Here is a 26,513-nt window from a genome sequence, read left to right as displayed (position 1 = left end):
CTCCCTCAGTGCAGGTTATGTTGGCTGCCGGTCCCTTCCTCGTCGAGGAGGTGGCCGGTGGCGAAACGGTTCAGGCGGAAGCGGCGGGCGACTTCGTGGCTTTCGCCGGTGGCGATCAGATGGGCGAGGCACCATCCGCTGGCCGGCACCGCCTTGAACCCCCCGTAGTTCCAGCCGCAATTGAGGTAGAGCCCCTCGGTCGGCGTCCTGTCGATGATGGGCGAGCCATCGGGCGACATGTCCATGATCCCGCCCCAGGACCTGAGCACCTTCGCCTTGCCGATCATCGGCATCAGCGTCATTCCCGCCTCCATCACATGTTCGACCATCGGCAGGTTGCCCCGGGCGGCGTAGGAGGCGTAGAAATCGAGATCTCCGCCGAAGACGAGCCCGCCCTTGTCGGATTGCGAGATGTAGAAATGCCCCATCCCGAAAGATATCACATGGTCGATCACCGGCTTCAGCCCCTCGGTCACGAAGGCCTGCAATACATGGCTTTCGATCGGCAGCCGCATGCCCGCCATTGCCGCGACCTGGCTTGAGCGGCCCGCGACCACGATCGCCACCTTCTTCGCCCGGATCGCGCCGCGCGTCGTCCGGACGCCGCGCACCTTGCCGTTCTCGATATCGATCCCGGTCACTTCGCAGTTCTGGATGAGGTCGATGCCGCGCTGGTCCGCGCCGCGCGCATACCCCCAGGCCACCGCGTCATGGCGGGCAGAGCCGCCGCGCGGATGATGCAGGCCGCCGTAGATCGGAAAACGGGTCTGGTCGAAATCGAGGTAGGGCAGCAGGCGCCGCACGCCCTCGCGATCCAAGAGGATCGCATCGTCGCCCTGGTTGATCATCGCATTTCCGCGCCGGGCGAACGCGTCGCGCTGGCCGTCGGAATGGAAAAGGTTGATGAGGCCGCGCTGGGAATGCATCACATTGTAGTTCAGCTCGCCCTCGAGCTTTTCCCACAATTTCAGCGAATGGCTGTAGAATTCCTGATTGCCGGGCAGGAAGTAATTGGCCCTTACAATGGTGGTGTTGCGCCCGACATTGCCGCCGCCGAGATAGCCTTTCTCCAGGACCGCGACATTGGTGATCCCGTGGTTCTTCGCGAGGTAATAGGCGGTTGAAAGCCCATGCCCGCCGCCGCCGATGATCACCACGTCATACTCGGCCTTCGGGTCGGGCTCGCGCCAGACCGGTTTCCAGCCCCGATTGCCGAAGAGACCCTCGGTCAGGATCTTCAAACCCGAATAGCGCATTACCGCCCGTCCCCGCCCGCTGCGGGATCGCCGCGCCCCGCCTTTGGCCGATCTTGCGATGGGCGACGCGAAAGGCCAAGCGTTTTTGCGACGGAAATCTGTCGTTCCGCTCACATCGGCGCGACAAAAGCGAAACGGCCCGGACAGGATCCGGGCCGTTAGGGTGATGCGGTCGCCTCAGAGCGCGAGGCGGAAGTAATCGATCTCGAAATTATCGCCCATACCCGTGCCGCAGAAGCCGACATCAATGTTGGACGTACTGTCGATCTTGCCGCCCGAAATCAACGAAATCCCCTCGAGTCCATCGGCGTTCGCCGCAAACTGGATATCCTTGGCCGCGAGGAACTGCGACCCGTAGACGTTCAGGTTCGCGGCCGTCTTGATCCCGCCGAGGGTTACAAGATGGGCGCCGCCACCCTCTTCGCAACCATCGTCGTCGCCGAAGTTGATCGATCCGCCCGAATTTCCCGAGGGCGTCTGGATCGAGTAGGTGTCCGTACTTGTAGTCGAAAGGATCATATTCTTCAGCGTGACACCCGGCCGGACATCGACGGCACAATCGGTCAGGATCGCCAGGTTGCTAAAGACCGCGCCCGGTTCCAGATCCAGCCGCCCTTTCGATGAGCAGCTCACGATGTTCACAGCGTTAGCATTCAGGTCAGCCGGGCTGAGCACATCTTTACCTGATCCGGCCTTGGCGCCCACATCGACGGAATGGGTGGTCGAATTTGTCAGATATTGGATACCACCTGTCATCGACGTTTCAGTCTTGGCCGTCATCTCCCTGAGTTTGGTGAAATTGGCTGACCGCAGAGCATCATTGATATCCGTGATCCGGTTGATAATGCGGATCTTGTAGAACGACTCCCGCAACGCATCGACCAGACCATCGTTCTTGACAAATCCCGACGCGCTGACCTGCAGATCGTCCAGACTGGGCATCGAAACGATAGTGCCCGCTTCGAACACGTTGTTCTGGTTGATCTTGATTGAGTCGTTCGAGTGAACGCAGAAACCAGCGCCGAACCTGTTGTTCGACTGGATGTCGACTACCTGGTCGGCCACGAACCCCTCGCGCAGACAAGGCGGGCGGTAGGTCTCCATCACCGTGGCGACGTTGATGTCCCAGGCATCCAAGCCACTCATGCCGAGGAAGATTGTCCCAAGGCTGTTGTTTCTATCATGCGTACGTCCGGCCATCACGCGCACGGCGTTCACAGGCGTTGCGTGAGGGGTGAAGTGCCTTGTATCTCGGTCCCACTGTCCGAAGGTGATGTCGCTCGCCGTGATCGTCGTGGAAGCGGCCTTGGTCAGCGACAGATTGTGGTTCGCCACGGCAACAGCCTTGCTGATCGCAGCGTTGTTGCCTTCTTTGAGGCGAAGCAACAGCGCTGCATGCGCGGCAGCGTCGGCGGCGACCTGAATCTCGGACCGCGCCTTGTAGGCGTTGGCTACATCGAGCGTGAGACCAACCAGACAGCCCATCGTCAGGAAGATGAAGATGCCGTAGACCGTCATCGACCCTTCGGTTTCGGACCGGAAACGGCTGTGAGATTTGCGAAGGCTGAACATCTCAGAACTCCACATACTGCTGGGTCTTGACCTCGATGCTCTTGCCGAGCATCGGCTTGATCGCGCCCAGAACCACGAGGCTCGAGACCGGTACCGACACATCGCTGACGATGACATTGTCAACGATGGTGATCTTGCTTTTGACCCCCGTATAATCGCCAAGGCTTGATGCGATCTTGGATTCCCCTTCGCTGACCGTGGTGATCCGACCGATAGACAGTCCGCGGTTCACGTCCTCGACGACACGAATGACCCGGCTGTAGGCATGAAAAATCATTGATACGTCTACGCTGAGCGCGAGGACGTAGAAAAACATCGGCATCCAAAGCAAGGCTTCAATCGTAACGGCACCCTCTTCGTCACGCTCAAATTCGCGACGGGCGCGCAGAAAACGCAGGCCCATTTCGTTGCCCTTTCCCTAGACCCACCCCAGAACGCTGGCAGGCAGACTTCCCCCAAGAGCATTTGGGTAGCCCAGAATGTGGCAAGAATTGGGCGCAGACGTAAGCAAGGCTATAATACGCATGTCCAAGAACAAATGAACTCGTACGGACGTACATTGTGTCCAACTTCGCACAAAAGAGATGACCTCCGCCGGTCTGTCGTGGCGGAGGTCATACCTCGCGGCATTTTGACGGCGAAAACGATTCGCCTATTGGCAGTCAGCGGCGCAAGGCCTTCCGAAATCAGAGTCCCTTGGACCGATAGGTCGCCGCGACCCGGCTGATCGCCACGATATAGGCAGCGACCCTGAGATCCTCGACATCGTTGCGGCCGTGCCAGACCTCGCGCATCGACTGGTAGGCGCCGCGCATCGTATCATCGAGGCCGGAACGCACCAGCATCAGCTCGTCCGAGCCTTGCAGGAACTTCTCCTTGAAGTCGGCGGCAAGCGTCCAGCCAAGACCCTTGTCCGACGACAGCCGCTCCAATTCCTCGACGATGAGACGCGAGCGCGCCTCCTCTGCCCGGCGCTGCATGCGGCCGAAGCGGATGTGGCTGAGGTTCTTGACCCATTCGAAATAGGAGACCGTCACACCGCCGGCGTTCGCATACATGTCGGGGATGATCAGTATGCCTTTCTTGCGCAATATCTCGTCTGCGCCGAAGGTGATCGGCCCGTTCGCGGCCTCGATGATCAGGGGCGCCTTGATCCGTTCGGCATTGCCCTTGTGGATCACGCCCTCCATCGCCGCCGGAATGAGGATGTCGCATTCCTTTTCCAGCACGCTGGCGCCATCCTCGATGTAAGTCGCCTCGGGGTAGCCCTTGATCGTGCCATGCTTGGCGATCCACTGGCGCACTTCCTCGACATTGAGGCCCTTGTCGTCAACGAGCGCCCCGTCACGCTCGATGATCGCCGTGACGATCGCGCCATCTTCCTCGGTCACAAACTTCGCAGCGTGATAGCCCACGTTCCCGAGGCCCTGCACGACCACGCGCTTGCCTTCGAGGTCGCCGGACAGACGGGCGATCGCCGCGTCTTCCTTGTGGCGGAAGAATTCGCGCAGCGCATATTGCACGCCGCGCCCCGTCGCTTCGACCCGTCCCTGGATGCCGCCCGCATGCGGCGGCTTGCCGGTTACACAGGCCTTGGCATTGATGTCGGTGGTGTTCATCCGCGCGTACTGGTCGGCGATCCAGGCCATCTCGCGCTCGCCCGTGCCCATGTCGGGGGCGGGCACGTTCTGCGCGGGATGGATCAGGTCGCGCTTGATCAACTCATAAGCGAAGCGCCGGGTGATCTGTTCCAGCTCATGCTCGTCCCACTGGCGCGGGTCGATGCAGAGCCCGCCCTTTGATCCGCCGAACGGCGTTTCGACCAGAGCGCATTTGTAGGTCATCAGCGCCGCCAGCGCCTCGACCTCGTCCTGGTTGACCGAGGTGGCATAGCGGATGCCGCCTTTCACCGGTTCCATATGTTCGGAATGGACCGAGCGGTAGCCGGTGAAGGTTTCGATCTTGCCGCGCAGCCGCACGCCGAAACGCACCGTATAGGTCGAGTTGCAGACCCGGATCTTTTCCTCCAGCCCGGGGCTGAGATCCATCAGCCGCACAGCGCGGTTGAACATAAGGTCCACGGACTGGCGAAAACTGGGTTCGCCGTGGCCATTGGTCGACATGAGATCCTCCAGACTGTCGGAACCGGCGCCCGCCTCGCCGGGGCGCAGGGACAGAGCGCATCTGCTCTAAGGGCGCGCACTCTATAGTCGCTTGGTTAACGAGAAATGTCGCTTTCACAACCCCAGGCGGGGCCAATCGCGCCGGTTTGCCCGACAGAATCCTACAGTTTGACCGGGCCGGGACCGGCGCTCTGCAAGCTTTTGCGCTAACGGGCGGGCGCGTCGCGGAGTGGCCATGGCGATGCGTGAGGCGGTTATCAGGGCGAAATCCCCGCGACCAGCCGCGATTGTTCACGGGCCTTGGACTTTCCGCGTCACCGCCCGCAGTCCGCCCAATTTTCGCCACACTCGACGCGCCATGGTCGGTCCCAAATATTTCTCGTGCTGCCTGCGCCATTTTCGCGGGCAGGGTGCTGCTACGGAGAAGGAACGATCATGCCGGTTCAGGGGATGCCCGCGACGTCCGCGACGGGTTTGGTGCGCCGCGCCAGACAGTCGCTCATTCGGTACCACCGCGCGGACGAAGGGTCGATGCTGATTTTCGGCATGTTCCTGTTCGTCTCGATGCTTTTGATCGCGGGCATGGCGCTCGACCTGATGCGGTTCGAGGAACGGCGCACGAAGCTTCAGGCAACCATCGACCGCGCGGTTCTGGCCGCCGCCGACATGGACCAGACGCTTGATTGCAAGGCAGTCGTGAAGGATTGGTTCGTTAAGGCCGGGGCTGGCACGCCGAGCGATGATCAGATCACCTGCACCAAGGATGAGTTCGGCAGCGAGGTGAAGGTCACTGCCAGCACCTCGATGCCGACCTGGTTCATGAAGATGGTCGGTGTTCCGACGCTTCAGACCCCCACCGCCAGCACCGCGGAAGAGAAGATCGGCAGCGTCGAGATCTCGCTCGTGCTTGATGTGTCGGGTTCGATGAACTCGAACAACCGCCTCACCAACCTCAAACCGGCAGCGAAGTCCTTCGTCGACCAGATGTTCGAGTCGGTCGAGACCGGCAAACTGTCGATGTCGATCGTGAGCTATTCGACACAGGTCTCGCTCGGCCCCGATCTTCTTGAATATTTCTGGCACACTGCCGAGCATACGAACTCATCCTGCCTGGAGTTCGCCTCAGGCGATTTCACCAAGACGGGCGTCCAGCCCAAGTCGACGCCGATCGGCACTCCGCCCGGAGCGCTGGACCATCAATACCAACTGAATGGCCACTTCGACCCCTTCTATTCAGCGGCCAATCCGCCGCAACTGTTCAACTGCCCGGAAAACAGCGAGACCTCGCGCGCTATCCTGCCGCTCTCAGCGGATGCAAGCGCACTCAAGAACAAGATCAATGCGCTGTCCGCCAGCGGCAATACCTCGATCGATATCGGAACCAAATGGGGCGCGGCGCTGCTTGATCCGTCCATGGCGCCGGTGGTCGCCGCAATGATCGCCGATGGAAAGATCGGCGGTTCGGTGGCCGGTCGCCCATATGGCTTCACGCATGCGGACGGTTCGAAGAACAATGATGTTCTGAAAGTCCTCGTGGTCATGACCGACGGCGAAAACACAACCGAATACCGGCTGCGCGACGTTAACGGGAATGACTACGACTTCGGCCCGAGCCGGGTTTTCATGAGCGATACCAATAACTCTGGCTACAGCGGGTCAAGCTGGTACAAGCGCTTTTCGTGGTATGACCCGACGCGGTCCAGCAACAAATACTACAGCCTCTATACCGGAAGCTGGCGCTCCGAACCTTGGGGCATGCAGACCGGGGACATCTCTGGCAGTGACACGACGGTTCAGCTGACTTGGCCAGAGGTCTGGGCGTTGATGTCGCATCGCTGGCTGGCTGACAATATCGTCTATCGCGTCTATGGCTCGAGCACCGAGCGCAACAAATGGCGCACCGGCTATAGCAACTCGATCTCGACGAGCTATGTGTCTGGCAGCAAGGACTCGCTCACGCTCTCGATCTGCAGCGCGGCGAAGGACAAGGGCATCAAGGTCTATACGATCGCTTTCGAAGCGCCGACCGACGGACAGGCCCTACTGAAACAATGCGCCTCCTCTCCCGCGCATTACTACCTGACATCCGGCTCGAACATCTCGCATGTGTTCTCGGCCATCGCCAACTCGATCAACAAGCTGAGGCTGACGCACTGACATGGGACAGATATTCAGGTTCCTGACGGCGCGCGCGCGCCGCTATCAGAGAGACGAGGACGGGGCATCGACCATCCCCTTCATCATCATGGCGCCCTTCTTCATCATCCTCACGCTCTCTTCGATCGAGCTTGGCATGCTGATGGTGCGGCATGTGATGCTCGAGCGCGGGCTGGACATGTCGGTGCGCGAATTGCGGCTGGGTCTCTGGATCCCGGCGAGCGACGATGGCATGACCGACGAACAGCGTGCGGTCCTGCATCAGAAGCTGCGCGAGCGCATCTGCGCGAATGCAGCGATGATCCCCGATTGCGACAAGGTGCTCTCGGTCGAACTGCGGCCAGTCTCGAAGGAAACCTGGGCGCCCCTTGCTGGCGGTGCGACCTGTGTCGACCGGTCGGCCGACGCCCTGCCGGTCACTGAATTCAAGGTGGGTACGTCGAACGACATCATGCTGATCCGCGCCTGCGCGATCTTCGAACCGGTCTTCCCGACGGCGGGCCTCGGCGCGAGCCTGCGCGTCGCTGATCCGAACGACAAGGACGACTGGGCCTACGCGCTGGTCTCGACCACCGCCTTCGTCAACGAACCACGTCCGGGGACCTGATCATGCGCATCTTCCGTGCCCTCAAGAGCCGTCTCTCGGAATTTCACCACGATGATGAAGGGTCCGTCGTCGTTGAGGGAATTCTCATCACCAGTTTCCTGACCTGGTGGTATGTGGCGTCTTTTCAGTATTTCGACGCCTACAGGCAGAAAAACACCAACCTGAAGGCCGCCTATACGATCGCCGACATGCTGTCGCGCGAAACCGGCCCCACCAGCGACGATCCCGACGCGGCAGAGGTCAACCAGACTTATGTAAATGGCCTGAACCAGATGTTCGACTATCTGTCGAACGCGCGCGAGCCAACATGGATCCGGGTGTCGTCGGTCTATTTCGACGAGAATGACGACAAATATCATGTCGACTGGTCGTCGACCTCTGGCAGCGGCCACCCGATCATGACCACGGCCGCCATCCAGAACTACAAGAACAGCATTCCGGTTCTGCCGCGCGGTGGCAGCGTGATCCTAGTCGAGACCTTCATGGACTACGAGCCGATGTTCGCGATCGGGCTCGATGAACAGACCTTCTCGACCTTCATCACCACCGCACCGCGTTTCGCCTCCTGCCTGCCGTGGCAGACCTACGGCTGCGGCATCGACGCGAACGGGAACTGGACCAATCCGGACATTCCGGATCTGCCCGATCCCGAGCCCGACGGAACCTGATCGCTCCTACCGGTTTCATACTATCTGTCGGCGCCCCTCACCGGGCGCCGATCATGCTTTTGGCCATCGTTTCGTGAAGGGCGAGCACCTCTTCCCGGCTGAGCCGACCACTTTGCCGGTACCAAGTGTTCACCCCGTTCAGCATCGCAATGATTGCCATGGTGGCGAGCCGCACATCGGCGATTTGAAATGCCCCCAGCCCCGCCCCGTCGCGCAGAATCTGTGACAACTGGTCCTCGTAGCGGCGTCGCAGGCTTTCGATTACGGCGAAATTCGCGGGCTCGAGGTTGCGCAACTCCATGTAAGACAGAAACACCTCGTCGGCATGGTCGAGGTTATAGGCGATGTGGAAACGCACGAACTGCCGCAAGCGCGCCTCCGGCGGCCCGTCGGGCGTGCCGTAAGCGGCCAGGAGATCTTCCATATGACCGCGCAGAAGCTCGAAGAGCAGCGTCTGCTTGTCCGGCGTGTAGAGATAGAGCGCGCCGGCCTGCAGACCGACCTCGGTCGCGATCTGGCGCATGGAGACGGCAGCATAACCGTGGCGTGCAAAGAGCCTCAGGGCCGCCGCGCGGATGCGCGGGCCGGTGACTTCGGCAGAGGATCCGGTACGGCGTGCCATGGGCGTATGGTTATATGAACGCCCGTTCAATACAAGCGTCGCCATGCACCCTTGCGATGATCCGGCGCGGGACTATTGTGCAAGCCGGCGCCCGCTGCAAAGGAAGACCCGTGCGTGATAGACGGCAGATGATCCGGATCGTCCTTGTGGCTGTGACCTGCGTCAGCCTACTGGCCTGCGCCCCGCGCCCCGCCACCGAGGCGGCCGAGAGCGCCGCCGTGGCCCAGGCACCCTACCCCACGCTTCTGCCGTTCGAAAGTCTCACTCCACCGCCCCCTCCGCCGCCGGGGCTTGTGGCAGGGCTCCTCGCGGAAGGCGCGGCGCTTACGGCTGCCGCGACCGTGCAGCGGTCGCAACCCTAGTGCCATGCGGCGCGCACATGCGTTGCATGGCCGCCTGCCTTCGGCTAACACCCGCCAGACGAGGCAAAGAGGACGCAGTATGGCCGACCCGTTGAGACTTGGCATCGCAGGGCTTGGCACTGTCGGCACCGGCATCGTCCGCATCGTGCAGAGCCATGCAGCGCTTCTGGAAAGGCGCGCCGGGCGGCCCATTGTCATCTCTGCGGTTTCGGCGCGGTCGCGCACGAAGAACCGCCCCGTCGACCTGTCGGACTATGCCTGGGAGGACGATCCGGTGGCGCTTGCCCGCCGCGCTGACGTGGATGTCTTCGTCGAGGTGATGGGTGGGTCCGAAGGCCCGGCGAAGGCCGCGACCGAGGCTGCCATTGCGAGCGGCAAGGATGTGGTCACCGCCAACAAGGCACTACTGGCCCATCACGGCCAGGCTTTGGCCGAAGCCGCCGAGGCCAAGGGCCATGTCATCCGGTTCGAGGCCGCCGTCGCGGGCGGCATCCCGGTGATCAAGGCGCTGACCGAGGGGCTTGCGGGCAACGAGATCCGCCGGGTCATGGGCGTGATGAACGGCACCTGCAACTATATCCTGACCCGCATGGAAAGCGCGGGCCTGCCCTATGAGACGGTCTTCGAGGAAGCCCGGCAGCTTGGCTATCTGGAGGCCGATCCGAACCTCGACGTGGGCGGCGTCGATGCGGGCCACAAGCTGTCGCTCCTCGCCGCCATCGCTTTCGGCACCAAGGTTTCGTTCGACGCGGTGGAGCTGGAGGGGATCGGCCGGATTTCCATCGACGATATCCGCCGTGCCGCCGATATGGGCTATAAAATCAAACTGTTGGGTGTCGCCCAGATGACCGGCCGGGGGCTCGAACAGAGCATGTCGCCCTGCCTCGTGCCTGCCGACAGCCCGCTTGGCCAATTGCAGGGCGGCACCAACATGGTAGTGCTTGAGGGCGACTCTGTCGGTCAGATCGTGATGCGCGGCGCGGGTGCAGGCGAAGGGCCGACCGCTTCGGCGATCCTGGGCGATGTCATCGACATCGCGCGCGGCACGCGGCTTTCGACCTTCGGACAGCCCGCCGCCACGCTCGCCGAACCGGTCGCGGCCAAGGCCACATCGCCCGCGCCGCATTACTTGCGGATGGAGCTCGCGGACAAGCCGGGCGCGCTCGCCAAGGTGGCGACGGTCCTCGGCGACGAGGGCATCTCGATCGACCGGATGCGGCAATATGGCCATGCCGACACCTCGGCGCCGGTGCTGATCGTCACCCACAAATGTACCCGCGAGGCGATAGCGCACGCTCTGTCGCGTTTGCCCGCAACGGGGGTGATTGTGGGCGAGCCGGTGGCGATCCGGATCGAGAACGTCTGACAGGCTAACATATTGAGGACGCTGGATTAGCGCTGTCCGCCCGCCGACAGCCGGGCGTATGTCTGGACGTATGGCAGAACGTATGCCCGATCAGCACACCTTAGCGTAGCATTCGCGGCTTTAACCAAAGCGGGCGCGGCGGCGAATCGCCCGCTCCGGTCGTCGCGCAGCGCCCACAACATGTCATGCCCCGCCTGACCGTGAAGGCGGGGGCGCAGGTCGTGCGCAGACAGAGGAGCAGGCGAGGCAACGCACGCGGGCCTCCGGTCATCCGTCGCGGTGGCGCCCCGCATCGAAAAGAGGCCGCGAGCGCCGGGTGAGCGGCCCCGCCCTTTCGCCCCGCCTTGCCCGCCCCGCCTTCGGCAGGCTAGAAGAGCGGCAGAGACAGAACCGAGGGACAGATGGCCGACGTCAGGGAATTTCAGGATCGCATGCTTTCGCTGGGCCTCGCCCGCGTCAGCGAGGCTGCCGCGCATGCCTCGGCCCGCCTCATTGGGCGCGGCGACGAGAAGGCGGCCGACCAGGCGGCGGTGAACGCGATGCGCGACCAGCTGAACATGCTCGACATCAAGGGCGTCGTCGTGATCGGTGAGGGCGAGCGCGACGAGGCGCCGATGCTGTACATCGGCGAGGAGGTTGGCAGCGGGAACGGGCCGGAGGTCGATATTGCGCTTGACCCGCTGGAAGGCACCACGCTGACGGCGAAGGACATGCCGAACGCACTGACGGTGATCGCGATGGCGCCGCGCGGCACGCTGCTCCATGCGCCCGACGTCTATATGGAAAAGCTCGCCATCGGGCCGGGTTATGCCAAGGATGTCGTCAGCCTCGACATGTCGCCCGCCGAACGGGTCAGGGCGCTTGCCAAGGCCAAGGGCTGCGACACGAGCCATATCACCTGCTGCATCCTCGAACGGCCGCGCCATCAGGACCTGATCGCCGAAGTCCGCTCGACCGGCGCGGCGATCCGGCTGATCAGCGATGGCGATGTGGCGGGCGTGATCCATTGCGCCGAGGCCGAGATCACCGGCATCGACATGTATATGGGATCGGGCGGCGCGCCGGAGGGTGTGCTGGCGGCATCGGCACTGAAATGCATGGGCGGGCAGATCTGGGGCAAGCTTCTCTTCCGCAATGACGACGAGCGGGGCCGGGCGGCCAAGGCCGGGATCACCGATCTGAACCGTATCTATTCGCGCGACGAGATGGTGCGCGCCGACGTGATCTTTGCCGCGACGGGCGTCACCAACGGATCGATCGTGCAGGGCGTGAAGCGCGAGCCGGGCTTTGTCACCACCGAGACAATCCTGATGCGGTCGAAGACCGGATCGGTCCGGCGGATGATCTACCGCAATCCGGCGAAATGAACGGGGCGGCGGGCGCTTCGCCTGCGGCCCTCCTCCTCGTGGATTTCCAGCGTGCTTTCCTCGATCCGCTCTGGGGGGCACGCAACAACCCCGGCGCCGAGGCGCGGGCGGCCGACCTGCTGGCCCATTGGCGGGCGCGGGGCTGGCCGGTGATCCATGTGCGGCACGAGGGCACCGCCCCTGACAGCCTGTTCCGCCCTGGCACTGAGGCTGTTGCCTTCCTGCCGGGACTGGAGCCTCTGGCCGGCGAGGTGACCTTCACCAAAGCGGTCAACTCCGCCTTCATCGGCACCGGCCTTGAGGCCCATCTGCGCGCCGCCGGGATCGGGGATCTGGTGCTCTGCGGCCTGACGACGCCGCATTGCGTCTCGACCTCGGCGCGGATGGCGGCGAACCTCGGGTTCGGCGTCACGCTCGCCCATGATGCCTGCGCGGCCTTCGCCGCCACCGCGAACATGGGCTGGGCGGCGGGGCTTCCGGGCCCGGATGCCGAAGCTGCCCACCTTTACGCGGTCTCTCATCTGCATGGCGAGTTCGTCACGGCGCGCGCGAGCCACGAGATCATCGGGGCAGGCCCGGCGCATGTTGCCTGACGCCGGAACGGATATGTTGTCGATCGGCCTTCTGGTCGCCATCGCCTTCGCGGCAGCGCTCGCCCGCGGTTTCTCGGGGTTCGGGGCGGCGCTGATCTTCATCCCGCTCGCGAGCGCGATCCTCGGGCCCCGGTCCGCGGTGCCGTTGCTCTTGGTGGCGGACGGGGTGATGACGGCGGGCATGATCCCCGGCGCGGTCAGGCGGGCCGACCGGCGCGCGGTCCTGACGATGGCAGCGGGCGCCCTTGTGGGCGTGCCCGCCGGGGTCTGGCTTCTGAACAGCCTGCCGCCCCTCACGCTGCGCTGGGGGATCGCGGGCCTCGCTGCCCTGATGCTGGCGCTTCTCCTCTCGGGCTGGCGCTATCACGGCCGCCCGAAGCAGGTGCTGACAGTGCTGGTGGGGGCGCTTTCGGGCCTTTTCTCGGGCGCGGCGCAGATCGGCGGGCCGCCGGTCGTGGCCTACTGGCTGGGCGGCCCCTCCCCGGCGGCGGTGGTCCGGGCAAACATCATCTTCTTCTTCGCGGTCACCACGGTGTTTTCGGCGGCGGGCTATGTCTGGAACGGGCTGATCAGCTGGCAGATACTCACGCTCGCCGCGATCATCGCGCCGGTCTACGGGCTTGGCGCCTGGGCAGGCAGCCGGATGTTCGGGCTGGCAAGCGAGCGGACCTTCCGCCGCATCTGCCTATGCATGATCTTCTTCGCGACGATTGCCAGCCTGCCCGCATTTGACGGCTGGCTGCGCGGCGGCTGATGGCCGGCGTCTGCCGGGCCTGAGGTTCGGCCTTGCAAGAGCCCTGCCATTGCGGCACCCCTGCCCCATGACACATGCTTTCCTGAATGTCGAAACCTCGCTGACCGGCCGCCGCTGGGTCGGCCCGGATGCGATGGCCGACCGGCTGGCAGAGGCGATGGTGCAGGAAACGCGGCTGCCCCTGGCCCTTGCCCGCATTCTCGTCTCGCGTGGCGTGGAACCGGCAGAGGCCGCGCGCTTTCTGGAACCGCAGCTCCGCGACCTTCTGCCCGATCCGCGCGGGCTGAAGGATATGGGGGCCGCTGCCGGGCGGTTCCTGAAGGCGGTGAAGGGGCGCGAGCGGATCGCGGTCTTTGCCGATTATGACGTCGACGGCGGGGCCTCGGCGGCGCTGCTGATCACCTGGCTCAGGCATTTCGGCCTGCGCGCCACGCTCTATATCCCCGACCGGATCGACGAGGGCTATGGCCCGAACGTGCCCGCGATGGAGGCTTTGGCCGAGGCGCATGACCTGATCCTCTGCGTCGATTGCGGGACGCTGAGCCACGAGCCGGTAGCGGCGGCGAAAGCGGCCGATGTGGTGATCCTTGACCATCACCTGGGCGGTGAGACGCTGCCCGAGGCTCTGGCCGTGGTGAACCCCAACCGGCAGGACGAGGATGGATCGCTCGCCCATCTCTGCGCGGCCTCGGTCGTGTTCTTGATGCTGGTGGAGGCCAACCGGCTGTTGCGAGAGGACGGGTTGCAAGGCCCCGACCTGATGGCGATGCTCGACCTCGTGGCGCTGGCCACGGTTGCCGATGTGGCGCCCCTGACCGGGGTCAACCGGGCGCTGGTGCGGCAGGGGCTGAAGGTGCTGGCGCGGCGCGAGCGCGCGGGCCTCAGGGCGCTCGCTGACGTGGCGCGGGTGAACGAAATGCCCAATGCCTATCATCTGGGCTTCATCCTCGGGCCGCGCGTCAATGCCGGGGGCCGGATCGGCGCGGCGGATCTTGGCGCGCGCTTGTTGGCGACGGATGATCCGCGCGAGGCGGCGGCTTTGGCCGAACGTCTGGATCATCTGAACAGCGAACGGCGCGAGATCGAGAACCGGGTACGCGAGGAAGCGCTGGCGCAGGCCGAAGCACGCGGGGTGGACGGCCCCTTGGTCTGGGCGGCGGGCGAGGGCTGGCATCCGGGTGTCGTAGGCATCGTGGCCGCGCGGCTGAAGGAGGCCACGAACCGGCCTGCGGTGGTGATCGGGCTTGAAGGCGGCATCGGCAAGGGCTCTGCCCGGTCGGTTTCGGGGGTCGATCTCGGCGCGGCGGTGCAAAGGGTGGCGGCGGAGGGCCTGCTCCTGAAGGGCGGCGGTCACCGGATGGCAGCGGGCCTGACGGTCGAGGCCGGGCAGATCGAGGCGGCGATGGTGCGGTTGGGCGATCTCCTCGCCCGTCAGGGCGCGGGCGCGGGCGGCCCGCGCGATCTGCGGCTTGACGGGCTCTTGATGCCGGGCGCCGCCACGCCCGCGCTGATCGAGGAGATCGATAAAGCGGGTCCCTTCGGTCAGGGGGCCCCTGCCCCGCGTTTCGCCTTCGGCTCGGTGATCGTGACCTATCTCAAGCGCGTGGGCGAAAGCCATCTGCGCTTCGGCTTTTCGGACGGCACCGGCCCGGCGATCGAGGCGATCGCCTTCGGCGCCTTCGATGGCCCGCTCGGCCCGGCGATCGAGGCGCATGGCCGCCTGCCCCTGCATCTGGCGGGGCGGCTCGAGCTGAATGTCTGGGGCGGCCGTGCACGGGTGCAACTGCGGCTGGAGGATGCGGCGAGACCCTGATGGTCAGCCCCCCGTGTGCCGCGCCCGGCACCGCCTGAAAAATCTGCCGAAGGGCCGCAAAAAGCCCCTTGCGCAGCTTCGCCGCCTGCCATAAACACCGCCCACGCCACGCGAGAGCAGCTCGCTGCACCAAGCGCGGCCCGTTCGTCTATCGGTTAGGACACCAGGTTTTCAACCTGGGAAGAGGGGTTCGACTCCCCTACGGGCTGCCACTCACCCCGCCATTTTGGAGACATGTGACCTTAGCCGGGTATTGTCGCGCGTTATCCGTGGCTTACGCGACATGGTTCAGTCCAGAGACCGCAAACCTGCCGCGCAGACCGCGCAAATGCGCAGCGTGTCTCTGATCGCGGATTTCGTATTTCCAGTTTGGGAGTGATCCCGATCAGGCGGTGCGGAAGAGCAGGTCCTGCGCGACCCAGTCGGCCGGGATCTCGTTCTTCAGGCACCAGTCGGCCGTCAGGAAAGAAGGATGTCGGCCCTCGATGACCCGCCGCACCGAGTGCGGCGAAAGGAACGCGAACTCGACGATCTGCTGAACTCGTTTGACGGACAGCGCGTTGGTGTCGGCAATCTCCTGGAAGCACCGACCGGCCATGGCGTCAGCTAGCATCGCCTGCCCTTTGGCAATGTTGGCGATCAGCGTCTGATCCCGGGGAAGTGTATCACCATCGAGCATCAGCCGGGTCTCGACGCCGCGTCTGCGCAGGGTGATCGGCGCTTCGAAGTGCAGGCTGTCGGTGTTTATGCGATGAGGTGCGATGCCGAGCATTCGTCCCACATCCTTCCGCGACAGCGTGACCCTGAGTTGAGCGGCCCCCAGCACAACGCACTCGACCGTCGGTAAAGTCCAGAGAAACAAGGCGGGAAGCGGAATCTCGCTGCACGCCGCTACCGACGGCTGCTTTGCGGTACAATGCGGACGTTCGGTTCGCAGGCCGTCTGATGCCGGTTCACAACCGCTTCCGTTGAGACGATATTCAATTCAGTGCGCAATAACGCTAGAATTTTAGGCAAGTCCCGAGTGGCTGGTCCGGTTCAGTTCTTGGTGCACCACTGTTTCGGGCCTTGCGGCCGGCGAGACCGCTTCGGATGGCAAAGATGCCTCGTTCGCCTGGAGATGGCTGCGATGAGCGTTAAAACTCACGACTACGAAAAACAAGCCGGCGCTTTTGCCGAACTCGAGATGCAAGGCACACAGTACCTGGCGTTTCGCGACATACCCACCCTGATCGCGAAGTACGCGGGCGCAGTTGAATCTGTCCTTGATTACGGTTGCGGGGCCGGGCGCTCAACACGATTTCTGAAGCGTCTTGGATATGATGCAATCGGCGTAGACATTAGCCAAGACATGCTTGAGCAAGCTCGCTCAAAAGACGAAGTCGGTCAGTATCTTCATATACCCAGCGGGCGCTTGCCGTTCGACGCCGCCGCTTTCGATCTGATTTTTGCCAGCTACGTGTTCCTCGAAGTCTCACGGATCGAGGAGATCGAGAGAATCCTGACGGAATTGAAGCGGGTGCTCAAGAAGCATGGAATTATCATCCTGGTGACGTCCTCGACGGAGGCGACGGAGGGAAGTTGGGTTTCATTGTCCTATGCGTTTCCCGAGAACGAGAAAGCGCTTCAAAGCGGCGACACTGTGAAACTCCTGATCGAGGGCGTCGACGTCGTTTTGTATGACTACTTTTGGACCGAGGAAGACTATGTCAGAGCCGCAGAAGACGCCGGTCTGGCCCTCGCCAAGCTTCACAAGCCGCTCGGATTGCCAGACGAAGGAATTGAATGGCGCGACGAAACGAAGATGTCACCTATCGCAATATACGTCCTCAGGAATCGAGCCTAGAAGTACTAGCTGTTTGGCGTCAGCACCCTTGGGACATTTGACTTGATTTCGTAACGGAGGGTTTCAGGCTCATCGTAACCACCAAGGAGTGGAGATGAGACAGAAACTCGGAACAGTAAAGCCGACGGCGGAGTCGGTTGAGGAGGACATCCGCCTGCGCACGCGGAAGCATCATTCTAGACTTGCCCGGCTTTGGTGGAGAGCGTTTAGCTCACTTCCTGGGCCTTTCGCTCGAAGGCGATGGTGCTTAGGAAGCCGAGCGACGAATGCCGTCTGACAGGGTTATAAAACCCGTCGATGTATCTGGCGATGGCGTTTTCGGCCTGATTGCGGGTTTGCCATGCGACCGGCCAGATCAGTTCCGACTTGATGGTCTTGAAGAACGTTTCCACCATCGAGTTGTCGTAGCAGTTTCCTCGCCCACTCATGGAGATCAGGATGCCGCGTTTTCGAAGCTCGGCCTGGTAATCGACAGAGCAATACTGACTGCCGCGATCGCTGTGATGAACCAAGCCGGGCGCAGGGCTGCGGTTCGCGATGGCGCGCCGCAGAGCCTCGACGGCGAGGCCGCGCTTCAGCCGGTCACTTGTTGCCCAGCCGACGACGCGCCGCGAGTGGAGATCGAGCACGACCGCGAGGTAGAGCCATCCCTGTGCCGTCCAGATGTAGGAGATGTCAGCGCCCCATTTCCGGTCCTGTTGTTCGGCTTGGAAGTCCTGAGCGATCAGGTTTGGCGCAACTGGCCAAGCGTGCTCGCTGTCCGTGGTTCGCTTGAACCGCCGTTTCTGCCTTGCCACGAGGCCGTTCTCGCGCATCAGCCGTGCCGTGCGGTGACGCCCGATCTGATGGTCTTCATCGATCAGGTCGCGATGCATGCGCGGACTGCCATAGGTGCCGTTCGACAGGGCGAAGACCGTGCGAATGTGGGCGAGATGGACCATGTCCTGCCGCTGGCGCTGGCAGGCCGGGCGGTCGCGCCAGGCGAAGAACCCACTCTGGCTGACCTCCAGTACCCGGCACATCCTGTGAATGGGGAAGCTTGCCTTCTCCGCCTCGATGAAGGCGAAGCTCATCGACTTGCGTCTTTCGCGAAGAAGGCGGCCGCTTTTTTTAGGATGTCGCGCTCCTGCTTCAGAACCGCGTTCTCGCGTCGCAACCGCTTCAGCTCGGCATGCAGATCGACCGATGCCTCAACCGGCTCACCGACATCGCGCTCGCGACTGAGCCATCGCGTCAGTGTCGAAAGTCCGATGCCCAGATCTTCCGCGATCTCGCGCCGCGTCCGGCCGCTCGTCAGCGCCAACCGAACCGCTTCACGCCGAAACTCCGGCGTCGGTCTGTTTCCGTTTCCCATAGAACACCTCCTGGTTCCTCAGTTGGTGCTCTCCACTTTTCTCGGGCAAGTCCATTTCACAGGGGGCGGGCTTTGTGGGATCCCATCGGAATGGTCGGTCCTGGCGAAGCGGCCTTGTTCTCCCGGGTTGTCCCGCAGTGAATTCCCGGTCCAGGGGCAGGCCTCGGAGGCGGCGCCTTTCGCGGAATTGTTCACCGGTTCATCTGCAAATGGCAGTATTGAGTCGTTAGAACATGACATGAACAATGCCAGCTTCCACAGCATGCTGCGGTTCGAGGAGGCGACGACACCAAGATGTTGCCTCGACGCAACGCCTCTCCACCCAGGTCTGACTGGCCGGATCGAACGCAGCCCTTCCCAGATCGTCTGCTGGGTTCCCTGATCCGCCCGCAGTTTACCCTGATCAGGTCATTTGAATTCCCTGTTATCACGCAGAGGGAAACTGCCCCCAATGCATTGAAACGACGCGGTCAATCAGGACACAATCGCTGAAGCAGGCCCAAAACGCGCCGAATTCCTTGTGATTTCCCTGCAAACAGGGATTTGCGCGGCAGAGACGGGCTATCCCTTGGCTACCAGCACTGCCACTTTTCCCACATTCCTTCAGGAAACGGACGGTTGCGAGACCGTTGGCGAGTGGCCGGGTCGAGGCGTTCGAAGATTTCTCAGCGGCGCCGGCGCTCTGGCCAAGCGGGTCGGCGCGTTCGACAGGTTGATGGCCACAGCCGCGGGCGGCTAGGCCGTGGCACGACCGATCCGTGCCATCGCGTTTCGCACGATCAGAATATGGAACGGCATCACGCAGGCCAGATAGAGGCGACCGGCAATATTGTGCGGGCGCACCCAGGTGCCCATGCGGATCATGGTGCCGTCGCCCAGAATGCCGATGCGGAAGTTCAGGTGGCGGTCGTCGAAGCCAAGGACGATCTCGCCCGACCTCTCATGTTCGATTGGAAACAGCCCGATCCCCGCCATGTCCTCCGGCCGTTCGGTCCGGAGACCGAAGGGCCGGACGGCAAGGTTGCGCAGCTTCAGAAGCGCCGTCGCCCAGCCCGGCATGCGGAAGCCGATATCGGCTGCGTCACGGGCGGACAGCGGCGAGGCCACGGCATAGCCGTCGATGAAGTCGCCCGCCTTGAAATACTGCCAGAGCCACGCGGTTCTGGGCAGCTTTTCCTTTAAAATTCTGGGCTTTGTGGTCATCTGTTTCTCGCTCGAACGGCGTCCCCCGGAGCCAAGCCGGACCGGCCATCCGCGTCAAGCGCGAACCGGGTTGCATGGCAGGCATATTGTCGCAGGACGGCGCCTATGCCCGCAGGGCCGCGATGGCAGCGCCAAGATCGATCGCCCCATCATAAAGCGCCCGGCCCGAGATCGCGCCGGCAATCACGCCGGTGTCGCGAAGGGCGATGAGGTCGGCGAGCGAGGAGACGCCGCCGCTGGCAATGACCGGGATGGTGACGGCGCGGGCCAAGGCCTCGGTCGCTTCGATGTTCGGGCCGCCCATCGCGCCGTCGCGGTTGATGTCGGTATAGATGATGGCCGCTACTCCCGCGTCCTCGAACGAGCGGGCAAGGTCGGTGACCATCACGTCGGTTTCCTCGGCCCAGCCCTTGGTGGCAACGCGACCGTTCCGCGCGTCGATGCCAACGGCCACCTTTCCCGGGAAGGTGCGGGCGGCTTCGCGGACGAGGGCGGGGCTTTCGACGGCAACGGTGCCGAGGATGACGCGGGCGAGGCCTTTTGAGAGCCACATCTCGATCGTCGCCATGTCGCGGATACCGCCGCCAAGCTGGGCGGGGACCTTCAGGCGGGCGAGGATCGCCTCGACCGCCGCGCCGTTCACCGGCTGGCCCGCAAAGGCGCCGTTCAGATCGACGAGGTGGATCCAGTCGCAACCAGCGGCCTCGAACGCGGCGGCCTGGGCGGCGGGGTCGGTGCCGAAGACCGTGGCCTTGTCCATCTCGCCATGTACGAGTCGGACGCAATTGCCGTCCTTGAGATCGATGGCGGGGTAGAGGATCATCGCTCGTCTTCCTTTGAGGTCGCGCGCCTCTTGCCACAGGGGTTTTCCCTTGCCAAGACCGCTGCTACGCGACGTAAATCTTGCCAGAGGGCAAAGCGCCGGGAATCATCGCGGCAAAACCCTTGGGAGGACAAGATGATCAGAAAACTGGCCCTTGCGGCGGTCATGAGCTTCGCGGCAGGTGCGGCATTCGCCGACCCGGTTGAAGGTGTCTGGAAGACCAAACCGGACGACAATGGCAATTTCGGCCATGTCCAGATCGCGCCCTGCGGCGCGAAACTGTGCGGTGTGCTGATCAAGGCCTTCGACAGCGCAGGCGCCGAGGCGGCTTCGGAAAATGTCGGCAAGCAGATCGTCTGGGACATGAGCGCCAATGGCGACGGTTCCTACGGTGGCGGCAAGGTCTGGGCGCCGGACCGCGACAAGACCTACAAGTCGAAGATGTCCTTGTCTGGCGAAACGCTTTCGGTGTCGGGCTGCGTTCTGGGCGGGGCGATCTGCCGCGCCTCAGAATGGACGCGGGTGAAGTAGTCAGCCGAAGATCGACCAGCCGAGGCGGCGGGCGAGCATCTCGACCGCCTCGGTGCCGAGTTTCGAATTGCCCTGGGCATTGAGGCCCGGGGACCAGACGGCGATTGACGCCCGTCCCGGCGCGATGACCAATATTCCGCCGCCGACGCCCGACTTGCCGGGCAGGCCGACGCGGAAGGCAAAATCGCCCGAGCCGTCGTAATGGCCGCAGGTCAGCATCAGCGCGTTGATCCGCCGCACCCGGTCGGCCGAGATGAGGCGCGGCCGGGCGCCCATGAGGAAGCGGCCGGCGCGGGCGAGCTGATCGACCGTCATCTCGATGGCGCATTGGTGGAAATAGGCGCCGAGCGTCAGTTCGGGCGCATTCCTCAGATTGCCGTGGGCGCGCATGAAATGCGCGAGCGCGAAGTTGCGGTGACCAGTTTCGGTTTCAGACCGGGCGACATCGGCGTTGATATGGATCTCTTCATCACCCGCCGCCGCGCGGATGAAGGTCAAGAGTTCGCCCAGATATTCGCGGGGCGCGTGGCCCGCGAGCGCCGCGTCGGTCACCACGATGGCGCCTGCGTTGATGAACGGGTTCCGGGGAATGCCCTTTTCATGTTCAAGCTGCAGGATCGAGTTGAAAGCAAGGCCCGAGGGTTCGCGCCCGACCCGCGCCCAGAGCCGGTCGCCGTGATGGCCAAGGGCGATGGCCAGCGCGAAGACCTTGGAAATCGACTGGATCGAGAAGGGGATCGCACCGTCGCCCGCCGAATACTGGCTGCCGTCGGCTGTGACCACGGAAATGCCGAACTGGCCGGGGTCGATTTCGGCAAGTTCCGGAATATAGCCGGCGGGCGCGCCTCGGTCGGTCCGGGCCGCCATCTCGGCCCGGATCTCTTCGAGAATCGCGGGCAAGTCGTCGGTCACGGCGCCCAACTCAGGAAATTGGCGATGATCCGAAGGCCGGTCGCCTGGCTTTTCTCGGGATGGAACTGGGTGCCGAAGATATTGTCGCGCCCCACGATGGCGGTGATGTCGCCCGCGTAATCGCAATGGGCCAGCCGGTGAGCAGGGTCGGTCACGCGGAAATGGTAGGAATGGACGAAATAGGCGTGGTTCCCGGTTTCCACACCCGCAAGGCAGGGGTGGGGGTGGTCGATGACCAGATCGTTCCAGCCCATGTGCGGCACTTTCAGGCTGCGGTCGGCGGGGTCGATGCGCACGACCTCGCCACCGATCCAGCCGAAGCCTTCGGTCGGGCGGTATTCGAGACCGCGCGTCGCCAGCATCTGCATGCCGATGCAGATGCCCATGAAGGGGCGGGCCTTCCGGGTCACGGCTTCGTCGATCGCCTCGAAAAGCCCGGTGAAGCGCGAGAGCGCTTCGCGGCAGGCCGGAAAGGCACCGTCGCCGGGCAGGACGATCCGGTCCGCGCGCGCGACATCCTCGGGGCGAGAGGAGACGATCACCTGCCCGGCGCCGGTTTCGGTCGCCATCCGCTGAAAGGCTTTCTCGGCCGAGTGCAGGTTGCCGCTGTCGTAGTCGACGAGGACGGTCAGACTCACAGCGCCCCCTTGGTCGAGGGCAGCGCGTCGCCCAGACGCGGGTCGGGCTCGACCGCCATGCGCAAGCTGCGCGCGACCGACTTGAAGGCGGCTTCGGCAATGTGGTGGCTGTTCAGCCCATGGCGCTTGGTCACATGCACCGTGATGCCGCCATGCGTCGACAAGGCCTGGAAGAATTCGCGCACGAGTTCAGTGTCGAACGTGCCGATCTTCGCCGTCGGCATGTCGAGCGCCCAGACGAGGTAGGGGCGGCCGGAAAGATCCAGCGCGCAGTCTACCTGCGCATCGTCCATCGCCAGCGCAAAATGGCCGTAACGGCGGATGCCGCGCTTGTCGCCAAGCGCCTTGGCCAGCGCCTGGCCGATGGCGATGCCACAATCCTCGACCGTGTGGTGATCGTCGATATGCAGATCGCCCTTGGCCGTGACCTCGAGGTCAATCAGCGAATGGCGAGCCAGCTGATCGAGCATATGATCGAAGAAACCGATACCGGTTTCATTCCGGTACTGTCCGGTTCCGTCGAGGTTCAGGCTGACCGATATGTCGGTCTCGGCGGTCTTGCGGGCGATCGTGGCCTTGCGCATCTGGCTCTCCTTGATCCGCGGGCCTTATAGGCGCGCGCGGGCCGGACGCCAAGCGCGGAGCGTCTCAAAACCGTCGGAATGCGGCGCAACCGACACGTTTGCAACCGTGCGACCGGTCGCATTGGCGTGGTGGGCGGCAGCATTGACAGGCGCAGCTATCGGGCCTGGCCCAGATAGCGTTCCAACGATGTGCGAACGCCACCCGCCCAGACCTGATCCAGCGCCCGGGCAAAGGCCTTCGCGAAGGTCTCGTCGCGGCCAAGATCTCCGTAGATCGCCGCCATGCCGAGCCAGGCGTCGGGCCGGTCGCGCGCCGCTTTGGCGAGGTCGGTGAGTTTGGTCCAGGACGGGTCGTTCGGCGCGATGGGCGCGCCGCTGTCGGTTTCGCCGTGGCAATAACGGCACCAGAGAGCGGAGACGAGGGCGAGCCCGTCGATGGAGCCCCCCGCCGCCAGAGCGTCGCGGAGCGAGGGCAGGATGAATTTCGGCTGGCGGTTCGAGCCGTCGAGGCAGAGCCTGCGGGTGGTGTCGGCGACCTCGGGGTTCGAGAAGCGGCCACGGACGGTCCGGTAGTAGCTGCTGATGTCCGTCCCCGGCACAGGCGGGACATAAGGGACGATCTCTTCGGTTTCGACCTTGTCCAGGAAGGCCGAGACCAGCGGATCGGCCATTGCCTCATGTACAAACTCGATGTCCATCAGCGCGGCCGGATAGGCGATGGTCGCGTGCCCGCCGTTCAGGATGCGGATCTTCATCGCCTCGAACGCATGGACATGGGGGGTGAAGGTGACGCCCACTTTTTCAAGCGCCGGGCGGCCTGCGGGGAACGTATCTTCGACGACCCATTGGCGGAAGGGTTCACAAGTCACCGGCACGGGGTCGTCGAGGCCGAAATCCTGCGCCATGCCGCGTTCGCGCGGGCCGGTGGCGGGGGTGATCCGGTCGACCATGCCGTTGGGGAAGGCGACATGCGCCTCGATCCAGTCGGCAAAGGCGGGGTCCGATAGCCGGGCGAGGCCCACGACCGCCTCGCGCGTGACCGTGCCGTTGCCGGGAAGGTTGTCGCAGGACATGACGGTGAAGGCGGCAAGACCTGCGTCGCGGCGCGCCTTCAATGCGGCGATGATGGCGCCGAAGGCAGTGGCAGGATGGCCGGGACGGGCGGCATCTTGCCTGATCTCGGGCGCGTCCGGATCGAACCGGCCGGTGGCGGCGTCGATGAAATAACCGCCCTCGGTGACGGTCAGGCTGACGATGCGAATCTCGGGACGCGCCATCGCGGCGATGAGCGAGCGGTTGTCGGGCTCGACGGGCAGGAAATCCACCATTGCGCCAACCCGGCGGGCCCGGCGGCCGGAGGGGTCAAGTTCGATCACGGTCGAGAGACAGTCCTGCGACAGCATCGCCTCGCGCATCCTGGCGTCGCCCGCGCGGACGCCCGCGCCGAGGATCGCCCAGTCATGGCCTTCGCCCAGATTGAACAGGTCGTCGAGATAGACGGCCATATGGGCGCGGTGGAAATTGCCAAGCCCGATATGGACGATGCCGGGGGTCAGGCGGGACCGGTCGTAGGCCGGAAGGGAAAGGTTCGGGGCAACAGTCATCTCAGGCCATCCAGTTCCCGCCGTCGACGCCATAGCATTGCGCGACGACATAATCGGCCTCGGGCGAGGCGAGGAAGATGGCCATGCCGGTCAGGTCGGCCGCCGTTCCCATGCGGCCGAAGGGCACCGCCTCGCCCACCAGCCGTTTCTTCTCGCCGGGCGCGCGGCCCTCGTAGCGGGCAAAGAGGCTGTCGACATGGTCCCAGTGTTCGCCATCCACGACGCCGGGTGCGATGGCGTTCACGTTGATCCCGTGCTTGATGAGGTCGAGGCCTGCCGACTGGGTCAGCGAAATGACGGCGGCTTTCGTTGCGCAATAGACGCCCACAAGCGCCTCGCCACGGCGCCCGGCCTGGCTGGCCATATTGATGATCTTGCCACCGCGTCCTTGGGCGATCATCGCCTTCGCCACTGCCTGCATCATGAAGAGCGTGCCCGCGACATTGATAGAGAACAGCCGGTCATAACTGGCCCGGCTGATCTCGACGATGGGCGCCATGTCGAAGAGCGCGGCGTTGTTCACCAGAATGTCGAGGCCGCCCGTGGCCGAGACTTCGGCCATCGCCTTGTCGATGCTTTCCTGTTGGCTCACGTCGAGTTCCACCGCGTGAGCCTGCCCGCCGATCTCGGCTGCCGCGGCTCGTGCCGCGGGCAGGTTGATGTCGGCAATCCAGACCTGCGCGCCTTCCGCCGCATAGGCGGCAGCAAAGGCGCGGCCGATGCCGCGTGCGGCGCCGGTGATCAGCGCAGTCTTTCCTTGAAGTCTCATAGAGCGTTGCCGCTTTCATCGAAGCGATGGATCTTTCCGGCGGGCGCCAGGCGAATGCGGTCGCCGTGATGGGCGCCAACCTCGCCCGGGGCGCGGACGGTCAGGGTGCCGATCCCCTCGACCGCCACTTTCAGGAAGCTGTCCGATCCCAGATGTTCCGAAAGGCCGACCACCCCTTCCCACGGGCCGTCACCGACCGTGATATGTTCCGGCCGGACGCCGATCGTGTGGGCCTTGTGTTTGGCCGCCTCGGCGCCTTCGATGAAATTCATCTTCGGGCTGCCGATGAAACCGGCAACGAACTTGTTGCGGGGGTTGTTGTAAAGCTCGAGCGGCGCGCCCACCTGCTCGATCCGGCCCGCGTGCAGGACGACGATCTTGTCGGCCATCGTCATCGCCTCGACCTGATCGTGGGTCACGTAGATCATCGTCGTTTTCAGCGACTGGTGCAGTTCACTGATTTCCTGCCGCATGCCGACGCGCAGGGCGGCGTCGAGGTTCGAGAGGGGTTCGTCGAAGAGAAAGGCCGCCGGTTCGCGCACGATGGCGCGGCCGATGGCCACACGCTGGCGCTGGCCCCCGGACAGCTGGCCGGGGCGGCGGTCGAGGTAGGAGGCGAGGTTCAGGACCTTGGCCGCCCGTTCGACGCGCTTGTCCTGCTCGGCCTGATCCATCCCGGCCATTTTCAGCGGGAAGGCGATGTTCTTCCTGACGGTCATATGCGGGTAAAGCGCGTAGCTTTGGAACACCATCGCGAGGCCGCGCTTGGCGGGCGGCAGGGCGGTGGCGTCCTTGCCGTCGATCTCGATGGTTCCCGAGGTCGTGTCCTCAAGCCCGGCAATGAGCCGCAGCAAAGTGGACTTGCCGCAGCCCGAAGGGCCGACGAAGACGACGAATTCGCCATCATTGATCGTCAGGTCGATACTCGGGATGACGTGGACATCGCCGAAGGACTTGCGGACTTTGGTCAGTTCTATCTTGCCCATGTC

Annotated in this window: 26 protein-coding genes and 1 tRNA gene; 12 read left to right on the top strand and 15 right to left on the bottom strand. The window is 63.8% G+C overall.

All coding sequences use genetic code 11. The annotated features are described in order from the left end of the window. Positions 1 to 5 precede the first annotated feature (5 nt). The 4 genes from OU426_RS10405 to OU426_RS10390 all read right to left on the bottom strand — a co-directional run bounded on the left by OU426_RS10405 (position 6) and on the right by OU426_RS10390 (position 4,951). Positions 6 to 1,256, bottom strand: coding sequence for a sarcosine oxidase subunit beta family protein (locus OU426_RS10405; protein WP_267633917.1), 1,251 nt, complete (start codon positions 1,254 to 1,256; stop codon positions 6 to 8). Positions 1,257 to 1,433: 177 nt separating this feature from the next. Continuing rightward, complete coding sequence (locus OU426_RS10400; protein ID WP_267633916.1) at positions 1,434 to 2,828, bottom strand: pilus assembly protein TadG-related protein; 1,395 nt, start codon at positions 2,826 to 2,828, stop codon at positions 1,434 to 1,436. Position 2,829: 1 nt separating this feature from the next. Continuing rightward, positions 2,830 to 3,231 carry a TadE/TadG family type IV pilus assembly protein gene (locus OU426_RS10395; RefSeq protein WP_267633915.1) on the bottom strand — a complete coding sequence of 134 codons (402 nt, stop codon included), beginning with the start codon at positions 3,229 to 3,231 and terminating at the stop codon, positions 2,830 to 2,832. Positions 3,232 to 3,514: 283 nt separating this feature from the next. Next, the gene (locus OU426_RS10390) at positions 3,515 to 4,951 is read right to left on the bottom strand and encodes a Glu/Leu/Phe/Val family dehydrogenase (RefSeq protein ID WP_267633914.1); all 1,437 of its coding nucleotides are present in this window, start codon (positions 4,949 to 4,951) and stop codon (positions 3,515 to 3,517) included. Between the two features lie 435 nt (positions 4,952 to 5,386). On the opposite strand from OU426_RS10390, the gene OU426_RS10385 reads away from it, so the two are divergent. The 3 genes from OU426_RS10385 to OU426_RS10375 are packed head-to-tail and all read left to right on the top strand — an operon-like array spanning position 5,387 to position 8,383. After that, positions 5,387 to 7,108, top strand: a complete 1,722-nt coding sequence (locus OU426_RS10385) for a pilus assembly protein TadG-related protein (protein ID WP_267633913.1) — start codon at positions 5,387 to 5,389, stop codon at positions 7,106 to 7,108. Between the two features lies 1 nt (position 7,109). Beyond that, entirely contained in the window at positions 7,110 to 7,715 is a 606-nt protein-coding gene (locus OU426_RS10380) for a TadE/TadG family type IV pilus assembly protein (protein WP_267633912.1), read from the top strand. A 2-nt stretch (positions 7,716 to 7,717) separates the two neighbouring features. Continuing rightward, complete coding sequence (locus OU426_RS10375; RefSeq protein ID WP_267633911.1) at positions 7,718 to 8,383, top strand: TadE/TadG family type IV pilus assembly protein; 666 nt, start codon at positions 7,718 to 7,720, stop codon at positions 8,381 to 8,383. A gap of 37 nt (positions 8,384 to 8,420) precedes the next feature. Here OU426_RS10375 and OU426_RS10370 read toward each other — a convergent pair whose 3' ends face one another. Further along, complete coding sequence (locus OU426_RS10370) at positions 8,421 to 9,005, bottom strand: TetR/AcrR family transcriptional regulator (RefSeq protein WP_267633910.1); 585 nt, start codon at positions 9,003 to 9,005, stop codon at positions 8,421 to 8,423. A gap of 110 nt (positions 9,006 to 9,115) precedes the next feature. Here OU426_RS10370 and OU426_RS10365 point away from each other — a divergent pair, with 110 nt between their 5' ends. From OU426_RS10365 to OU426_RS10335, 7 genes are all read left to right on the top strand, one after another. Beyond that, positions 9,116 to 9,367, top strand: a complete 252-nt coding sequence (locus OU426_RS10365) for a hypothetical protein (RefSeq protein ID WP_267633909.1) — start codon at positions 9,116 to 9,118, stop codon at positions 9,365 to 9,367. 79 nt (positions 9,368 to 9,446) lie between these two features. Continuing rightward, a complete protein-coding gene (locus OU426_RS10360) occupies positions 9,447 to 10,733 on the top strand; it encodes a homoserine dehydrogenase (protein WP_267633908.1) in 1,287 nt (428 codons plus the stop codon). A gap of 401 nt (positions 10,734 to 11,134) precedes the next feature. Further along, complete coding sequence (gene glpX, locus OU426_RS10355; RefSeq protein ID WP_267633907.1) at positions 11,135 to 12,100, top strand: class II fructose-bisphosphatase; 966 nt, start codon at positions 11,135 to 11,137, stop codon at positions 12,098 to 12,100. Beyond that, on the top strand, positions 12,097 to 12,693 hold the full coding sequence (locus tag OU426_RS10350) for a cysteine hydrolase family protein (RefSeq protein WP_267633906.1): 597 nt from the start codon (positions 12,097 to 12,099) through the stop codon (positions 12,691 to 12,693). The genes glpX and OU426_RS10350 overlap by 4 nt, the downstream gene beginning before the upstream one ends. A 13-nt stretch (positions 12,694 to 12,706) precedes the next feature. Next, entirely contained in the window at positions 12,707 to 13,447 is a 741-nt protein-coding gene (locus tag OU426_RS10345) for a sulfite exporter TauE/SafE family protein (protein ID WP_267633905.1), read from the top strand. Between the two features lie 67 nt (positions 13,448 to 13,514). Continuing rightward, entirely contained in the window at positions 13,515 to 15,260 is a 1,746-nt protein-coding gene (gene recJ / locus OU426_RS10340) for a single-stranded-DNA-specific exonuclease RecJ (protein WP_267633904.1), read from the top strand. Between the two features lie 137 nt (positions 15,261 to 15,397). Then, positions 15,398 to 15,472 (top strand) — tRNA-Glu (locus tag OU426_RS10335). A gap of 173 nt (positions 15,473 to 15,645) precedes the next feature. Here the strand turns inward: OU426_RS10335 and OU426_RS10330 are convergent. After that, positions 15,646 to 16,032 carry a hypothetical protein gene (locus OU426_RS10330; RefSeq protein WP_267633903.1) on the bottom strand — a complete coding sequence of 129 codons (387 nt, stop codon included), beginning with the start codon at positions 16,030 to 16,032 and terminating at the stop codon, positions 15,646 to 15,648. Positions 16,033 to 16,389: 357 nt separating this feature from the next. Between OU426_RS10330 and OU426_RS10325 the strand changes: the two genes are divergently transcribed. Continuing rightward, positions 16,390 to 17,106, top strand: coding sequence for a class I SAM-dependent methyltransferase (locus OU426_RS10325; protein ID WP_267633902.1), 717 nt, complete (start codon positions 16,390 to 16,392; stop codon positions 17,104 to 17,106). Between the two features lie 206 nt (positions 17,107 to 17,312). On the opposite strand, the gene OU426_RS10320 is transcribed toward OU426_RS10325, so the two are convergent. From OU426_RS10320 to hisA, 3 genes are all read right to left on the bottom strand, one after another. After that, a protein-coding gene (locus tag OU426_RS10320) for an IS3 family transposase (RefSeq protein ID WP_420712589.1) occupies positions 17,313 to 18,460 on the bottom strand; the annotation gives its coding sequence in 2 pieces (ribosomal slippage) (positions 17,313 to 18,185 and positions 18,188 to 18,460; 1,146 coding nt in all). A gap of 735 nt (positions 18,461 to 19,195) precedes the next feature. Further along, complete coding sequence (locus OU426_RS10315) at positions 19,196 to 19,663, bottom strand: DUF2867 domain-containing protein (protein ID WP_267633900.1); 468 nt, start codon at positions 19,661 to 19,663, stop codon at positions 19,196 to 19,198. Positions 19,664 to 19,766: 103 nt separating this feature from the next. Continuing rightward, positions 19,767 to 20,486: a 1-(5-phosphoribosyl)-5-[(5-phosphoribosylamino)methylideneamino]imidazole-4-carboxamide isomerase gene (hisA, locus tag OU426_RS10310; protein WP_267633899.1), complete on the bottom strand. Its 720-nt coding sequence runs from the start codon at positions 20,484 to 20,486 to the stop codon at positions 19,767 to 19,769. 135 nt (positions 20,487 to 20,621) lie between these two features. Here hisA and OU426_RS10305 point away from each other — a divergent pair, with 135 nt between their 5' ends. Next, on the top strand, positions 20,622 to 21,017 hold the full coding sequence (locus tag OU426_RS10305) for a DUF2147 domain-containing protein (protein ID WP_420712588.1): 396 nt from the start codon (positions 20,622 to 20,624) through the stop codon (positions 21,015 to 21,017). Here OU426_RS10305 and OU426_RS10300 read toward each other — a convergent pair whose 3' ends face one another. From OU426_RS10300 to OU426_RS10275, 6 genes are all read right to left on the bottom strand, one after another. Continuing rightward, on the bottom strand, positions 21,018 to 21,929 hold the full coding sequence (locus OU426_RS10300) for a glutaminase (protein ID WP_267633898.1): 912 nt from the start codon (positions 21,927 to 21,929) through the stop codon (positions 21,018 to 21,020). It abuts the gene before it with no gap. Then, complete coding sequence (gene hisH / locus OU426_RS10295; RefSeq protein WP_267633897.1) at positions 21,926 to 22,567, bottom strand: imidazole glycerol phosphate synthase subunit HisH; 642 nt, start codon at positions 22,565 to 22,567, stop codon at positions 21,926 to 21,928. Before hisH ends, OU426_RS10300 begins: the two co-directional genes overlap by 4 nt. Beyond that, positions 22,564 to 23,151 carry an imidazoleglycerol-phosphate dehydratase HisB gene (gene hisB / locus OU426_RS10290; RefSeq protein ID WP_267633896.1) on the bottom strand — a complete coding sequence of 196 codons (588 nt, stop codon included), beginning with the start codon at positions 23,149 to 23,151 and terminating at the stop codon, positions 22,564 to 22,566. Before hisB ends, hisH begins: the two co-directional genes overlap by 4 nt. Before the next feature lie 155 nt (positions 23,152 to 23,306). Beyond that, positions 23,307 to 24,755 (bottom strand): mannitol dehydrogenase family protein, encoded by a 1,449-nt coding sequence (locus OU426_RS10285; RefSeq protein ID WP_267633895.1) that lies wholly within the window; start codon positions 24,753 to 24,755, stop codon positions 23,307 to 23,309. A gap of 1 nt (position 24,756) precedes the next feature. Next, positions 24,757 to 25,524 (bottom strand): L-iditol 2-dehydrogenase, encoded by a 768-nt coding sequence (locus OU426_RS10280; protein WP_267633894.1) that lies wholly within the window; start codon positions 25,522 to 25,524, stop codon positions 24,757 to 24,759. Further along, the gene (locus OU426_RS10275) at positions 25,521 to 26,510 is read right to left on the bottom strand and encodes an ABC transporter ATP-binding protein (protein ID WP_267633893.1); all 990 of its coding nucleotides are present in this window, start codon (positions 26,508 to 26,510) and stop codon (positions 25,521 to 25,523) included. The genes OU426_RS10280 and OU426_RS10275 overlap by 4 nt, the downstream gene beginning before the upstream one ends. Positions 26,511 to 26,513: the final 3 nt, after the last annotated feature.

It is taken from the genome of Frigidibacter sp. RF13, from assembly GCF_026626305.1.
Taxonomy (GTDB): Bacteria; Pseudomonadota; Alphaproteobacteria; order Rhodobacterales; family Rhodobacteraceae; genus TMP-24.
The sequence above is the reverse complement of the archived record's forward strand: the minus strand, read 5'-3'. Positions and strand labels throughout refer to the sequence as shown.